Here is a 15,322-nt window from a genome sequence, read left to right on the forward strand (position 1 = left end):
GAATTCAATATGGCCGAAACGTCAAACAATAAAACTTCGGAAGAAGCAAAGGCCAATGAGAAAAAATCTCAATCAGAAACATTAGAGGAAAGTAAATTAGAAAATATGAATTCTGAAGAATCGACTGAAACAACACAAACTGAGTCAATGGAAACGGCGGAGACGGAAACTTCACTACAAACCGAATTGGAATCCGCAAAAAAAGAGATAGAGTCTTTGAAAGATTCTTGGGCAAGAGAAAGGGCTGAATTTCAAAACTTCAAACGTCGCTCTGCTCAGGAATTCGTTTCAATCCGCAAAGAAGCGGTCAAATCTCTTGTAAGCGGTTTTCTAAATCCAATTGACAATTTAGAAAGAGTGGGAGCAACTCAAACCAACTCGGAAGAACTAAAACCATTTGTGGATGGAGTTACAATGATTTTGAAGGAATTTTATTCCGTATTAGAAAAATCGAATGTAATTCGTTTTGATCCAAAAGGAGAACCGTTCGACCCTATGTCTATGGAAGCCCTTTCTTCGGAAGAAGGAGACCAATACTCGGAAGAGACTGTAATAGACGTCTATCAACCGGGTTATTACTATAAGGAAAACGAAGATAAGTTTACACTTCGACCTGCAAGGGTTCGAATTGGTAAACCGAAATCATAATTAGAATCTCAGGGAAGTATAAAGGAGAAAACAAATGTCCAAAGAAAAAATTATAGGTATCGATTTAGGAACTACTAACTCGGTCGTTTCCGTGATGGAAGGTGGAGACCCGGTCGTTATTCAAAACTCAGAAGGAGCAAGAACCACTCCTTCGATCGTAGCATTTACCGCAAAAGGAGAAACTCTAATCGGTCAGTTCGCAAAAAACCAAGCGATTACGAACGCGGTAAATACGATCCGTTCCGCAAAACGTTTTATAGGACGTAGATTGAACGAATGCGAATCGGAAATGAAACACGTTTCCTACAAAGTCATTCGTTCCGGAAACGAAGGAGTTAAATTTGAAACCTCCGCAGGAGAATTCACTCCCCAAGAAATTTCCGCTCGTGTACTCATGAAAATGAAACAAACCGCGGAAGATTATCTCGGTCAAAAAGTGACTAAAGCGGTAATTACCGTTCCGGCTTATTTCAATGACGAACAACGTCAAGCAACCAAAGACGCGGGAAGAATTGCTGGTTTGGAAGTGGAAAGGATCATCAACGAACCAACCGCGGCCGCTCTTGCCTACGGCTTTGATAAGAAAAATGTAAATTCTAAAATTGCGGTTTATGACCTCGGAGGTGGAACGTTCGACATTTCCATTTTGGAACTCGCGGATGGTGTTTTTGAAGTAAAATCCACAAACGGAGATACTCATCTCGGAGGAGATGACTTCGATATGGCGATCATGGAATGGATGATTTCCGAATTTAAGAATCAAACTGGAATCGACATTTCCGCTGATAAGAATACAGTTCAAAGGTTAAAAGAAGCCGCTGAAAAAGCAAAAATTGAACTTTCCGGAACGATGTCCACTCAGATCAATCTTCCATTTATCACTGCGGACGCTTCTGGCCCAAAACATTTGGACATGACTCTTACTAGAGCTAAGTTCGATCAGCTTACAAAATCTCTTGTGGATCGTACTCGTATTCCTTGCGAGAACGCACTTCGTGACGCAGGCCTAAAAGCTTCCGATATTAATGAAGTGATTTTAGTTGGTGGTTCGATCCGGATTCCCGCAGTTCAAGAATTGGTTAAACAAGTTTTTGGTAAAGAGCCAAATAAATCCGTAAACCCAGACGAAGTAGTAGCAATCGGAGCAGCAATTCAAGGTGGGGTCTTAGCGGGAGAAGTTTCAGATGTTCTTCTTTTAGACGTAACCCCTCTTTCACTTGGAATCGAAACTCTTGGAGGAGTGATGACCAAGTTGATTGAAAGAAACACTACAATTCCTACGAAAAAATCACAAGTGTTCTCTACTGCTGCGGATAACCAATCCGCGGTATCGATCCACGTTCTACAAGGTGAAAGAGAAATGGCTTCCGCAAATAGAACGCTCGGACGTTTTGATCTGATCGGAATTCCACCCGCACCGAGAGGAGTTCCTCAAATCGAAGTGACCTTTGACATAGATGCAAACGGAATCGTTCACGTATCGGCAAAAGATCTTGGAACCGGTAAGGAACAAAAGATCAGAATCGAATCTTCCTCCGGATTATCCGAAGATGAAATTCAAAAGATGGTCAAGGACGCGGAAGCGCACGCAGCCGCAGATAAGGCCCAAAGAGAAGTGATCGAAGCAAAGAACGAATTAGATACCCTTACGTATTCTCTTGAAAAAACCGTAAACGAAGCGGGAGATAAAATTGGCGCGAATGAAAAACAACTCGCAACCGACGAAATCAAACGCGCAAGAGAAGCAATTGAAAGTAACGATAAAGCAAGAATAGAATCCGCAAAGGCTTCTATTTCTAAAATCGCTACCGATATTGCGAGTAAAGTCTATTCGCAAAGTGCCCCGGGAGCAGAACAAGCCGCTGCAGGAGGCCCCAATGGTGGTGCTGGTTCGAACGATCAAGGCAACTCCACGAACAACGGAGAAAAGGTCGTCGACGCAGATTATACCGTAGTAGACGATGAGAAAAAGTAAATGAGTAAATGCGGAATGATCTACAAAGAGTAAAACTCTATAGAAGATTTTCCGCAAAACTTAAAAAGAAAGTCGCAAAGGGGTCTTAAATCCATAAGATCAAAAAATATGTTCGACGTTTCTAATTTAGATTTCCCGAATATAATGAATTTAAGTTTTGGAACATCGAAAAATTTTAATAAATACAAGCCGCGTATAAAACTAAAAACTTTTTACGCGGTCTTTTGGAATTGTCAAAAGTGTTGAAAACAAAGTCGAAAAGTAAGAACGAAACATTCAACGCAAGTTTGGAATGAAACAATGAGTGAAAGAAGTTACTATGATATTCTTGGGGTTTCCAAGAGCGCTAATGATGAGGAAATCAAATCCGCGTATCGTAAATTAGCAATCAAATACCATCCCGATAAGAATAAGGGAAATAAGGAATCCGAAGAAAAATTTAAAGAAGCCACCGAAGCCTACGAGATTCTAAGAGATCCTAAAAAACGTCAGGCCTATGATCAATTCGGAAAAGCCGGCGTCAGCGGAGGGGCTGGAGGTTTTGGCCAAGGGGCCTATACAGACTTTTCAGATATCTTCGGAGACTTTGGAGATATTTTCGGTGATTTCTTTGGCGGGGGCAGGAGCAGCGGTTTTGGAGGCGGAAGAAGATCTGGTCCTCAAAGAGGTTCCGATTTACGTTATAACTTAGAAGTTTCCTTAGAAGATGCGGCTCTCGGTAGAGAATACAAAATTGAAATTCCACGTTTAGAATCTTGCGTAGATTGTAACGGTTCAGGAGCGAGTAAAGGAAGTTCACCTGCTACTTGTCCCGATTGTGGCGGTTCAGGCCAAATCAGAAGAACACAGGGATTTTTTTCTGTAGCGACAACCTGTCCTACTTGCAGAGGAAAAGGAACGATCATTTCCAATCCTTGCAGATCTTGCGGCGGACAAGGCCTTCAAGAAAAACGTAGAACAATCAATATCAAAATTCCCCCCGGAGTGGAAACCGGTTCCAGACTGAAAGTTTCTGGGGAAGGAGAAGCCGGACCCAACGGTGGACCTCACGGCGATTTATATGTTGTAACCCATATCAAAAAACACGAACTTTTCGAACGTCAAGGAAATGATCTAATTCTAGTTCGAAAGATTTCTCTGGCTCAAGCAATCTTAGGTGCAGAAATCGAAGTACCTACGATCGATGGTAAAAAGGCAAAGATGAAAATTCCCGAAGGAACAGAATCCGGCCAAGTTTTCCGTTTGAAAGGTCATGGAATGCCTTATCTAGGTGCCTATGGAAAAGGAGATCAACACGTAATCGTGAAGATTGAAATTCCTAAAAAAATTACAAGAAGACAAAGAGAATTGATCGAAGAATTTGCAAGAGAATCTGGAGAAAACATTCCAGGATCCAAAGGAAAAATCTTTACAAAGTAAAAGGATTTCGATCTTTTTTCATTCTTTTATTTGAGAATACAAAAAGATCGGTTTTTACTAAAGGCATCTTTATAAATTTGATGATCATAAAATGATAGGAATTTAATTGGACGATCGTTGTCTTCAGATTTTATAGAGATTATTTAAAGGTGGGTCCTAATCTTATCTATTTCTTAATGATAAGAAATTACCAAACTGTAAAATTTTTAGGACAAACCTTGGTAAAAATTCGAGAAACCATTTTTCGAAAAACACAACCTGATCGCAGAACTAAAAGGAAATACAATGACAGAAAGAGTTAAACTCGGCGTGATCGGAACCGGTCATATGGGCCAGTATCACGTAAACGTTGCCAAAACCCTTAACGACGCAACCCTAGTTGGAATTTACGACTCGGATTTAGAAAGAGCAAAACAAATCGCAGAAAAACATAAAACTCTAGCATTCTCTACAATCGACGAATTAATTTCAAAAACAGATGCGGTTGTAATTGCAGTTCCTACTTTTTTGCATCATGAAATTGCCAAAAAAGCATTAGAAGCCAACAAACACGTATTAGTCGAAAAACCTATTGCTGAAACTACCAATCAAGCCAAGGAACTCGTAAAAATCGCTGGGGAAAAAAATTTAGTTCTTCTTGTAGGCCACGTGGAAAGATTTAACGGAGCAGTATTAGAATTAAGTAAAATTGTAAAAGATCCTTTGTTGATAGAATCTAGAAGACTAGCTCCCTCTAATTCTAGAATTAAAGACGTCGGAGTTGTCCTAGATATGATGATTCACGATATTGATATTGTGCTGAACCTGGTAAATTCTCCCGTTAAAAAACTCTCTGCCTCAGGTAAAAAGGTATCATCCGATCACGAAGACGTTGCAAATGTGTTACTCGAATTTGAAAACGGATGCCTAGCAAGTATTACTGCGTCCAGAGCAACTCAAGCAAAAATTAGAACCTTGAATATCACTCAGAAAGACGTCTATATCATGCTCGATTTTACGGATCAAGAAATAGAACTACATAGACAAGCCACTTCGGACATTCTTCTTTTATCCGAAGAGATCAAATATCGCCAGGAATCAATCGTGGAAAAAATATTCGTTCATAAAGACAATCCTCTCAAACAAGAACACGAACATTTTATCCGTTGTATCAGAAAAGAAATAGAACCGATCGTGAATAGAAATTCGGACGTTTCTACTTTAGAAATTGCTTATCAAATTCTTTCGGAAATTCACGGAACTTCTAATAAGTAATCCAGTCTAAAATTGGTTAAAATATGGAAGAAAATTACAGCGGAAAAATTTTAATCTCCAATTCTTCGATCGTCATGGATTATTTTAATCGAACCGTCATTCTAATGGTGGAACATGACAATCAAGGAGCCTTTGGTTTAGTTCTCAATAAAAGACAAGAAGCATCTATAGGAGAAGTAATTCAAGGTATTCCAGATCACGTTAGCCGAAACCTACTTATCTATTCAGGTGGCCCAGTAGATCCTACATTTATTTCCGTATTACATGAAGATAATAAAATTTCCCAACCGGGAATCGAAATAATTCCGGGTTTATATCTTGCGAGAAGTTTTGATACTCTTCTAGAATTATTAAAATCTTCTTCCAAATTTCATGTATTCCAAGGTTATTCTGGCTGGGGTGCAGGGCAATTGGAAACGGAAATGAATCGCAAGTCCTGGGTAATTCACGAAGCCTCTAAAGACTTTGTTTTAAATCAAGATCCTGAAACTACTTGGCAAGAAGCTCTCAGAAGCAAGGGTGGAATTTATAAATATTTCGTAGAACATACAAAAGACCCTATGTTAAATTAAAGAAGGAACCTCTGATCGTCTTATTAGATTTCTGTATGAAATCGTCGTTTGGTGATCGTCATCAAATTAAAAATTCGTTTTATAAAGATTCTCTTAACTTGAGTTCGATATAAAAAATCAGTTCTATCAAAGTTTATTTTTGCTGCAAAAAATGAATGTGAAGGCCATCGCTTTGACTGACGATTCTAGATTTTTGTCACTGTTAAAAATTGTGTGAATATTTCAATCTTTATGGTTTTGGGATAAACTTTAAGTATAAATCATCTTTGCAAACGTAGGAGCTAGTTCTAAAATTTTTTTACACATTACTCCCAGTTTTTTGGATTTTATAAATAGAGTTAAAAATGAATTCTCCGTTTATTTCTATTTGATTGAAATGAATGATTCAATCAATTTTGTTAATCTTCATTATTGAATTTTTCAATTACTCTAATGTCCTTTAACATTTACTAAACGAACATACTCGTTTAACTTTTTTGAAACTTTAAGACAATTCTAAAGTCTTTTTAACCTTTACAACAAAGTTAAAATTTCTAAGATCATCAATCAAGGGGTTAAGGTATGAAAAAATTTCAAGGCCTGTTTTTTACTTTCACGATTTTAATTTCTTTATTTCTAATTAAAGATCTTTCCGCAGATGGTTGTTATATTTGTACTTCTGGTTCTACAGATCTTTGTAGAGATTATTGCAGATACACCGGTTCTGATACATTTGATAACAGAAAAAAATGTCAAGACAAAGGTTGTAAAGTAGGTGGAACAGCTTCTTGTCCTACCGCTTCCAATTATAAGGTTTGTTCCGCTCAAATTAATATTTCGACATACAAACTTTTCGCTTCAAATTGATAAGACTCTCAATCAATATTAAAAAAGGCGAAAGTAATTCAAGTAACGAGTGGTTAGGAGTTAGGGATTAGGGAACTTTGTAAAGTTTTTAACCACTCGCCACTAATCCCTCACAACTTGTAACGCGAGCGATTCTCCCAGATTTTCTCCACGAACTCACGTTACTTAAAATTCTGTTCTGTTTAACAACGTGGTTTCGAAGTAAGGAATCCGTTTTTCTAGACTTGTTGTTTTACAGAGAAGAAACAATATTCTCATTTTATAACCACGATAAAATTAAAAGTTTATTATAAAAATTTAAAATAGTAAAATCAAATTTTAAATCGCCTTCATAAAACTCACGGGAGGATTTTTCCATTCTCCTCTCAGATTCAGATAATAAACCGAAGTAGTTGCAAAAATCGTAAATATATAAACAAACAAGTATTCAAAAAATGGATAAGACATTTCTATTTCTAAAACCTGTTTACCTATTAAAATACTCGCAATCCAAGCCAAAAACAAAGCCAACAAAAATGAAAACGTACCCAAAAGAATTCCTTCCCACAAAAAAACTTTTTTTAAAAAAACAGAAGTTCCCCCTATAATACGTAATAAAGTAGTCTCTTCGATCCTTTCTTTACGGCTTGAATTTAAAGCGGTTAAAACGAGCAATAAAGAAGCGCCTAAAATCAATCCGGTCATCAGCTGAATTGTAAAGGAAATCTTTTCCAAAATTCCTAAAAATGCACGCACGGCTTTATCCGTATCGATGATTGTCAAATTCGGGTATTTCGAAATCAGATTTCTTTGAAGGTCATATCTTTTTTCTTCTGATTCGATTCTTAAAGAACTCAAATAATAACTAGGCTCCTTTTCCAAAATCCCTTTGGAAAACAAAACCACAAAGTTAGGTCTCATATCCGCCCAGTTTACGGTTCTAAAATTTCGTATAACACCTGTTACTTCAACTCCACTGACCAAAAACGAAAGACTATCTCCTAAGTTAACTTTTAGATATGTAGAAAATTCTTTTTCGATTGAAATCTGATCTTCTTCTCCTTTTCTCCAAAAATCTCCTTCCACTATTTTTTCCGTAGGATACGGTTCATTTCTATAGGAAAGAAAATATTCTCTCGTCCTCGCGGTGGATCTCCAATCTCTTCTTAACGCGGAAGATTCGGTTTCGTCTTTTTTTACCACCTCGCCGTTGATCTTAGATAATCTAGCTCCAATTACGGGTGCGACTATCAACTTCTCTGCTCCAAATTCCTTAGCAACTTCCTCAAAATGTTCTTTTTGTTCGGCTCTAATATCCAAAACAAACAGATTGGGTCTTCTTTCTTTATCTTTGGCTCCGCTGTATTCTAAAAGACTTTCACTTACAATTAAAGATAAAAGAAGAATAAATAGAGAACTTGTCAATCCTATGATCGAAAGGGAAAGAGACGTTCCAGGTCTGTCAAATTTACCAACGATAAACCGAACAAAAGGAGAAAAGTCATTTCGATCCCTTAGCCTAGATATAAATATTCTAATTCCAGAATATACTAAAAATATGATTAACGGAAGAATTAGTAAAATAGAACATAAAATCAAACCTTTTAGAGCACTTTCCGTTTCCCACCAAGCCAAAGCGAAAAATAAAACGAATAAAATTAAATAACCCAAAATCTGAGTGACCCTAAATTTAGGAATTTGATTTGTTTCTTCCTGAAATTCCTGTTTGAGAGCAAGGATTGGTTTTAACGTTCTAATTTCGATCAACGATTCAATCGAAGAAAAAAATGGAATCAGAACTCCAATCAAAAGCCCCCAAAACAAGGAAGAAAATCCTATCGTAGGTTGAAAACTGAGTATTTCCTCTCCTGCTAGATCTGGAATCCATTTCAATAATATATTTCCAAATAATATTCCGAAAACAGATCCGATCAAAGAAAATAGAAATAATTCTCCTAATACAATCCAACTTACAGCATTAGGACTTGCTCCCAAACACTTTAAGACCGCAATCGCCCCGGATTTTTCTCTAATACCCGCTCTACTTACAAGTAAGATGGAAATTCCTCCTAAAAAAAACGCGGATAAACCGAGTAGACTGAAAAAATCCAAAGTGTTAGTTAAAAATTTTCTAGAACCGGAATTAGTTTCTGTCGAATCGTAAAGAGTTAAGTCTTTTTGAATATACTCTTTGAAATGATTTTCTTTATATTTTCCCGCAATCAAAGGATCTTTGAGTTTGACCGCTATCATATAGCTGATCCTAGATCCTCTTTGTTCCAATCCTGTAGATACAAGAGAAGAACCAGATATAATCGCGGTAGGAGCCATTGAAAGAAAACTTCCCGCAATCCCTGGCTCTTTGATTACTTTTCCTTTTAAAATAAAATCTCTTTCTCCGAGCGAAACAGAAGAACCAATTTTAAGTTTTAAATTTTTAATTAAATTTTCTTCGAGAAGAATTTCACCTTCTTTTAATTTACGATACACACCTGCGGGTTCAGTAATGATTTCACCGTAATAAGGAAACTTCCCGGACACTGTTTTAATCAAAGAAAGTGTAGTTTCGTCGTTTTCCTGATTGCGAAGCATAGAAGCAAACTGCACGAGTTCAGAGGTTTCGGAGCCTTTTGGCAACCTTTGAGACATAAATTCTTTTTGCTCCCGAGTAAACGGAGATGAGGATTGAACGAGCAAATCGGAACCCATTAAAGTCCGCGCTTCTTTTAAAATAGAACGACTTAGTTCTTCTCTATAAGCGTGAATCGCCGTAACAGAACCGGTTCCGATCACAATCGCCAAGACAATTTGCAAAGCTGAACTTTTTCTAGATCGAAAGTCGCGCGCGATGGATTGAATTAATAATTTAAATTTCATCTTTTTTTAGCAGAAACTTTTCTTTTTGTAGAAGTATGTTTAGATACGGACTTTTTTTCTGAAGAAAGAATTTTTGGTTTATTTAAAGATTTTTTTTTCTTTCCATACATTTCTTTAATAATGCGTCCATCACTCATTTCTAATATACGATCTGCAAGTTCCGCAACGGAGCGATCATGAGTAACTACAATCAAAGTAGAAGAAGTTTTTTGATTCAACTCTGCGAGTAAATTCATTACCGTTTCACCATTTTTTTTATCCAAGTTAGCCGTAGGTTCGTCTGCAAAAAGAATTTTAGGATTGTGTATAAAAGATCTTGCAATTGCTATCCTTTGTTCTTCTCCTCCGGAAAGTTGTCCCGGAAAGTTGGACGCTCTTTCTTTCATAGAAACTTTTTCCAACCAAGTTAAAGCTTTATCTTTAATCTCCGTAGAACTCAATTTTGAATTTAAGACAAGAGGTAACGAGACGTTTTCCAATGCATTGAGAGATTTTATCAACTGAAAATTCTGAAAGATAAAACCTATTTTCTCCCCTCTTAGTTTAGCAAGCTCGTCTTCGTCTTTTTGAAGAAGAGGAACGCCGTCTAACATGATTTCTCCGTTGTCAGGACGATCTAAACCCGCTGAAATTGCAAGCAAAGTAGACTTTCCTGAACCAGAAGGTCCTATGATTGCAATGAATTCACCCTCTTCAATTTGAAACGAGACGTCTTTTAACACTTCTAGTTTTTTTCCGGAAACTAAATAAGACTTATTTAAATTTTTTACTTGTAACAAACGAAACACCTTTCCTTATCGGATTTAAAAAAGAAATAAATTTCCAAGCATTCTACTATCATAGTTTGAAAACCTGCTTTTAAAAAAGTATTCCATTTAAAACAAAAGATCTGATTTTTTTTAAAAAAAATTCTACTCATTTCCGATCAATGTCGGCTAATTTTTTTTGACTCTAAACTACCTGGTTTTTATAACGTAATCTCCAATTCGCCGCGAAGGAATGTTGTTGGATCTCGTGTCTTCGCGGATTTATTGACACACTGTAAATAAAACAAAACTTTATGGATAAATCTGGGAGTAAAATGTATCTACTCGAAGAACAACAAACACAATCGAAAGGAGACTACATCTTGATTTGCGCCGGATGCAGATCAAAAGTCGCACAACTTTACCAATATGATCTTTGTAAATCTTGTTTGAGTAAAACATTTCAAAGATTAATTAAGGTCATAGACTCAGTCAGAAAATAAGGATCGAAATGCAATATCCGTTTCAGGAAGTAGAATCTTTTTGGCAAAAATTTTGGGAAGAACACAAAAGTTTTCAAACAAATATCCGGTCTTCTAAACCGAAATTCTACTGCTTGGATATGTTTCCTTATCCTTCCGGGGCCGGATTACACGTAGGTCATCCGGAAGGATATACGGCAACCGACATTCTCTCCAGATTCAAAAGGATGAAAGGTTTTGAAGTTCTGCATCCTATGGGTTGGGATGCGTTTGGACTTCCTGCAGAACGTTATGCAATGCAGACCGGAATTCATCCTGCAATCACCACAAAGGACAATATCGATAACTTTCGTCGTCAAATTCAAATGATCGGCCTTTCCTACGACTGGTCTCGTGAATTGTCTACAACCGATCCAGATTATTATAAATTTACCCAGTGGATCTTTATCCAACTTTATCAATCTTGGTTTAACCCTGAACTTAAAAAAGCAGAATCTATCAACGAACTCATCCGTAGATTTTCCAATCAAGGTTCGAACGGCCTGGACTACAGACAATTCAACTCTGAAGAATGGAAAAATTTTTCCCCAGTCGAAAAAGAGAAAATCCTTTCTGATTTCAGATTGGTTTATCAGGCGGAAATTCCAGTCAATTGGTGTGAAGCTCTTGGAACCGTTCTCGCAAACGAAGAAGTGGAAGAATGGGTCGGTAAAGGTTACGAAGTAGTTCGTAAACCGATGCGCCAATATATGATGCGAATTACTGCATACGCCGATCGCCTTTTAGAAGATCTTGAGTTAGTCGAGTGGCCACCTTCTACTTTAGAGATGCAAAAAAACTGGATCGGCAAAAGTGAGGGGCTTGAAATTACATTTCCATTTTTAAAACCTCTGCAAAGCGGTTTAGAAGGAATCCGAATTTTTACCACAAGACCGGATACTATTTTCGGAGTGACTTACATGGTAGTAGCTCCGGAACATCCAATCGTTTCCGAAATTACAACCCCAGAACAAAAACAAAAAGTGGAAGAATACCAAAAAACTTCTTCTTTAAAAAGTGATTTGGATCGGATGGAACTGAATAAAGAAAAAACAGGGGTTTTTACAGGAACTTTTGTTTTTAATCCTGCAGATCCTTCTCAAAAAATTCCGGTTTGGATCAGCGATTATGTGTTATACGGATACGGAACAGGAGCGATCATGGCCGTTCCGGCTCATGATCAAAGAGACTTTGAGTTTGCAAGAACCTTCGGATTAAAAATTATTCCGGTTATCGAAGGTGAAATTTCAGAAGCAGCCTTTGATTCTAAAACTTCTACGTGTATCAATTCCTCTTCTTCCGAAATTTCGATCAACGGATTGGATTATACTTCCGCTTCTTCTAAAATTATTTCTTGGGCAGAATCCAAAAAAATCGGTAGGAAAAAAATACAATTTAAACTGAGGGATTGGCTATTTGCAAGACAAAGATATTGGGGAGAACCAATTCCTTTGGTCCATTATCCTTCTGGAGTCACAAAACCAATTCCAGAATCAGAGCTTCCATTAGTACTTCCTAATTTAGAAGAATTTAAACCTTCCGGCACGGGAGAGTCTCCCCTCGCACTCGCCAAAGATTGGCTCCAATACAAAGATCCGTCAACGGGAGAAATCGGAACTAGAGAAACGAACACGATGCCTCAATGGGCAGGTTCTTGCTGGTATTATCTGCGTTATATAGATCCTAAAAACGGAAGATTTCTTTGTGATCCAGAGTTAGAAAAGAAATGGATGCCAGTAAATCTTTATGTAGGTGGTTCGGAGCACGCGGTACTTCATCTTCTTTATTCCAGATTTTGGCATAAGTTTTTATTTGATATTGGAGCTGTTTCCACCAAAGAACCGTTCGACAAATTGATCCATCAAGGTTTGATCTTAGGAGAAGACAAACGTAAGATGTCTAAATCTCTCGGAAACGTTGTCAACCCGGATGACGTAATTAAAGAATACGGTGCCGATAGCCTTAGACTCTTTGAGATGTTTATGGGTCCTTTAGAAATGGTTAAACCTTGGAGCACAAGAGGTGTGGAAGGTGTATTCCGTTTTTTGAATAGAATTTGGAGACTCTTTCATTCTGGTTCCCAAGAATCTTTTCGTTTAGATGATGTCGAACCTACTCCGGAAGAATTGAAAATTCTTCATAAAACAATCCAAAAAGTCAACGAAGACATTCCAAACTTTTCTTTTAACACTGCGATCGCACAACTGATGATTTTTGTGAACGAATTCACTCCTTCAGATAGAAGACCTAAAAAAGTTTTAGAATCTTTTATTCTTCTTTTGGCCCCGTTTGCTCCTCATATTGCGGAAGAACTTTGGAAACGTTCGGGTAAAATGGAATCCCTTTCCTATGAAAAATTTCCGGAAGCAGATCCTCAGTATCTCGTTGAATCTGAAATTTTAATCGTGGTTCAAGTGAATGGAAAGTTAAGAGACGAATTCAAAGCCCCTAAAGACGTATCTCAATCAGATGCTATTTCGATGGCTAAAAATCTAGATAAGATCAAAGGTATCTTGGAAGGGAAAACAATTCGTAAAGAAATTTATGTTCCTGGAAAATTAGTCAATCTTGTGATTGGTTGAGGGATTGTAGAATTTTAGACAAAAAATTCTTTTTATTTTTACACATTCATTTTTTCTAAATTAGAATTTTATTGTGTTTTTTCTTTAAAATCGGAATCCGCTTTGGAATTGGCTTCTTATTATTCTCGGCCTCGTTTACAAGATTTCGGATTCTTCCCCCACACCTTTGACCTCACATCAAAAATTGTAAACTTCTTGTAGCTCAAGGTTTCACTTTTTTAAAGTGATTACATACGTGTCATTTCCACATTCCGTCAAATCATCTATCTTTTCAAAAGTATTTTGATCCGTTTTAAAATTGCAGAATGTTTTCTACAAATAAAACTTCTCCTTTCGGTTGTTTTGCTCTAAAATAATTTTTACTACCCAGACGTATCAAAATAGTACCAGAATATGAATAGGCGATTTTACAAAGACTCGGAAATTCTCAAAAAATTATATCTTATTTGCAATTGTTGGCTTTTTTATGTGAGTTCCCACATTTTAAAGTTTTGAAATAGCTTCAGAATCTTATTGTTTTCATACATCCGAGTAGTAAAACTTCCGAACCGTTCTTAAGCTATTTTGTATAGTGATAGGACGGTCGGGTAAAAATCCATGGTCCCGATTTCTTCTGAAAGAAAATGATTTTTTACGACAAATTATTTAAAGTGAATTTGGAGTAAAAAAATGGAAAAGAATACAAACAAAAGAAAAGCAACTTCCTTACTTTGATTGTAGTGGAAATAGAACTTTTATGAAAATGTGGGAACTATTACAAATCACAGTTTTAAGAATGAATTCTAAAATTGTGGGAACTCATACTTTTTAGAAAATTTTTTCTTACACCGAATTCACATTAAAAATAGAAATTTTTTTAATCGGACAAGAGTGAATTTTAAGCGATTAAATGAAGGAAAATGGCGTCAAAACAAAAGATCAAAGATCAAAGATCAATTTCCTGAAAGTTTCACCAATTGAGAGTCATGAAAAAAATGTCTCAAGAAAAAGTCGGTCAATTGACCCACCTGAATTACGATCATATCGGTTGGTATAAACAAGGAAATTCAAAATCTTTTACTGACAAACTCAAAAAGTCCTTACGGAAGTTCTCGGAGTAACTACAACTATTTTCTCGATGAGAATTCAGATAACGTGCCGCTCGTGTAAATTTAGAAGACCAAGAACTTCTCGAAATGTTCAAAAGAATACAACACTTCCGCAAGAAAAAAGGAATCGATCAAAGACCTAATTGCAGCATATCTGTTTCGTGAAAAAATCCGTAAGAACATTCACATCAATACAAAATAACAAATCTCCCAAGAAATATTAAACACATGAAAATCCTTCTCGATATTAAAGACAACAAAGCTCAAGCACTTCTCTAAATTCTAAAAGTTCTTTCCTCTGTAAAATTCAAAATCCTAACCGAAAAAGAAAAGAAAGAAATTCTAAATGGTATCAAACAAAAATTTAAAGAAGCAAAACTAATTCGAGCGGGGAAATGCAAAGCCAAATTAATGAAACAACTTTTAGACGAACTTTAAAATCGAGCCCTCCTCACTTTGAGAAGGAACTTAAACAACTCTCTAAAAAATACCAGTCTATCTCAAAATTCTGGCCCTCTCTCAAAAACAACTCAGGTATTCCAATCGGGCAAAACTATTACAAGATCCGTATCCCAATCGCTTCTAAAGGGAAATCGGGAGGCGCAAGAGTCATTTCTTGCGTCGTTTTCGTAGAAAAAACTGTGTTTCTCGTTTCCATCTACGACAAATCTGAAAAAGAAAATATCTCCGACAAAGATTTAGAAAAAATCATTAAGAATCTATAATCAAATTCAGTAAATCCCACTAAATAAAAAAGCCCGGGCCTTTCACCGGGCTAATAGAATCTTTTCCAAAATACCACATTTAAAATACTG

The 15,322-nt window shown here is 36.7% G+C and carries 11 protein-coding genes and 1 pseudogene; 9 read left to right on the forward strand and 3 right to left on the reverse strand.

The window, feature by feature from the left end:
* Window positions 1-9 precede the first annotated feature (9 nt).
* The 6 genes from grpE (at window position 10) to BW942_RS08390 (ending at window position 6,714) form a co-directional block, all read left to right on the forward strand.
* The gene (gene grpE / locus BW942_RS08365) at window positions 10-648 is read left to right on the forward strand and encodes a nucleotide exchange factor GrpE (protein ID WP_000852393.1); all 639 of its coding nucleotides are present in this window, start codon (window positions 10-12) and stop codon (window positions 646-648) included.
* A gap of 34 nt (window positions 649-682) precedes the next feature.
* On the forward strand, window positions 683-2,623 hold the full coding sequence (gene dnaK / locus BW942_RS08370) for a molecular chaperone DnaK (RefSeq protein WP_000031821.1): 1,941 nt from the start codon (window positions 683-685) through the stop codon (window positions 2,621-2,623).
* Between the two features lie 300 nt (window positions 2,624-2,923).
* Entirely contained in the window at window positions 2,924-4,042 is a 1,119-nt protein-coding gene (gene dnaJ / locus BW942_RS08375) for a molecular chaperone DnaJ (RefSeq protein WP_000004170.1), read from the forward strand.
* Between the two features lie 285 nt (window positions 4,043-4,327).
* On the forward strand, window positions 4,328-5,296 hold the full coding sequence (locus BW942_RS08380; RefSeq protein ID WP_000140212.1) for a Gfo/Idh/MocA family protein: 969 nt from the start codon (window positions 4,328-4,330) through the stop codon (window positions 5,294-5,296).
* Between the two features lie 23 nt (window positions 5,297-5,319).
* The gene (locus BW942_RS08385; protein ID WP_000392362.1) at window positions 5,320-5,868 is read left to right on the forward strand and encodes a YqgE/AlgH family protein; all 549 of its coding nucleotides are present in this window, start codon (window positions 5,320-5,322) and stop codon (window positions 5,866-5,868) included.
* Window positions 5,869-6,429: 561 nt separating this feature from the next.
* Complete coding sequence (locus BW942_RS08390) at window positions 6,430-6,714, forward strand: hypothetical protein (protein ID WP_000714458.1); 285 nt, start codon at window positions 6,430-6,432, stop codon at window positions 6,712-6,714.
* Between the two features lie 318 nt (window positions 6,715-7,032).
* Here BW942_RS08390 and BW942_RS08395 read toward each other — a convergent pair whose 3' ends face one another.
* On the reverse strand, window positions 7,033-9,570 hold the full coding sequence (locus tag BW942_RS08395; RefSeq protein ID WP_000669547.1) for an ABC transporter permease: 2,538 nt from the start codon (window positions 9,568-9,570) through the stop codon (window positions 7,033-7,035).
* Complete coding sequence (locus tag BW942_RS08400; RefSeq protein ID WP_000942282.1) at window positions 9,567-10,349, reverse strand: ABC transporter ATP-binding protein; 783 nt, start codon at window positions 10,347-10,349, stop codon at window positions 9,567-9,569. The genes BW942_RS08395 and BW942_RS08400 overlap by 4 nt, the downstream gene beginning before the upstream one ends.
* A 478-nt stretch (window positions 10,350-10,827) precedes the next feature.
* On the opposite strand from BW942_RS08400, the gene leuS reads away from it, so the two are divergent.
* A complete protein-coding gene (leuS, locus tag BW942_RS08410; protein WP_001199946.1) occupies window positions 10,828-13,419 on the forward strand; it encodes a leucine--tRNA ligase in 2,592 nt (863 codons plus the stop codon).
* Between the two features lie 119 nt (window positions 13,420-13,538).
* On the opposite strand, the pseudogene BW942_RS21695 reads toward leuS, so the two are convergent.
* Window positions 13,539-13,780: pseudogene (locus tag BW942_RS21695) on the reverse strand (hypothetical protein); the annotation flags it as partial.
* Window positions 13,781-14,393: 613 nt separating this feature from the next.
* Between BW942_RS21695 and BW942_RS21970 the strand changes: the two are divergent.
* Window positions 14,394-14,519 carry a hypothetical protein gene (locus BW942_RS21970; RefSeq protein ID WP_002070288.1) on the forward strand — a complete coding sequence of 42 codons (126 nt, stop codon included), beginning with the start codon at window positions 14,394-14,396 and terminating at the stop codon, window positions 14,517-14,519.
* Window positions 14,520-14,902: 383 nt separating this feature from the next.
* Window positions 14,903-15,232, forward strand: coding sequence for a type II toxin-antitoxin system RelE/ParE family toxin (locus BW942_RS08420; RefSeq protein WP_001191772.1), 330 nt, complete (start codon window positions 14,903-14,905; stop codon window positions 15,230-15,232).
* The last annotated feature ends 90 nt before the right edge of the window (window positions 15,233-15,322 follow it).

The sequence above is a fragment of the Leptospira interrogans genome, assembly GCF_900156205.1.
In the GTDB taxonomy this organism is placed as follows: Bacteria; Spirochaetota; Leptospiria; order Leptospirales; family Leptospiraceae; genus Leptospira; species Leptospira interrogans.

Excerpts from the sequence above, each read along its gene's own strand:
- grpE (WP_000852393.1), top strand. The coding sequence starts at position 10 with ATGGCCGAAACGTCAAACAATAAAACTTCGGAAGAAGCAAAGGCCAAT.
- dnaK (WP_000031821.1), top strand. The coding sequence starts at position 683 with ATGTCCAAAGAAAAAATTATAGGTATCGATTTAGGAACTACTAACTCG.
- dnaJ (WP_000004170.1), top strand. The coding sequence starts at position 2,924 with ATGAGTGAAAGAAGTTACTATGATATTCTTGGGGTTTCCAAGAGCGCT.
- BW942_RS08380 (WP_000140212.1), top strand. The coding sequence starts at position 4,328 with ATGACAGAAAGAGTTAAACTCGGCGTGATCGGAACCGGTCATATGGGC.
- BW942_RS08385 (WP_000392362.1), top strand. The coding sequence starts at position 5,320 with ATGGAAGAAAATTACAGCGGAAAAATTTTAATCTCCAATTCTTCGATC.
- BW942_RS08390 (WP_000714458.1), top strand. The coding sequence starts at position 6,430 with ATGAAAAAATTTCAAGGCCTGTTTTTTACTTTCACGATTTTAATTTCT.
- BW942_RS08395 (WP_000669547.1), bottom strand. The coding sequence starts at position 9,570 with ATGAAATTTAAATTATTAATTCAATCCATCGCGCGCGACTTTCGATCT.
- leuS (WP_001199946.1), top strand. The coding sequence starts at position 10,828 with ATGCAATATCCGTTTCAGGAAGTAGAATCTTTTTGGCAAAAATTTTGG.
- BW942_RS21970 (WP_002070288.1), top strand. The coding sequence starts at position 14,394 with ATGTCTCAAGAAAAAGTCGGTCAATTGACCCACCTGAATTACGATCAT.
- BW942_RS08420 (WP_001191772.1), top strand. The coding sequence starts at position 14,903 with ATGCAAAGCCAAATTAATGAAACAACTTTTAGACGAACTTTAAAATCG.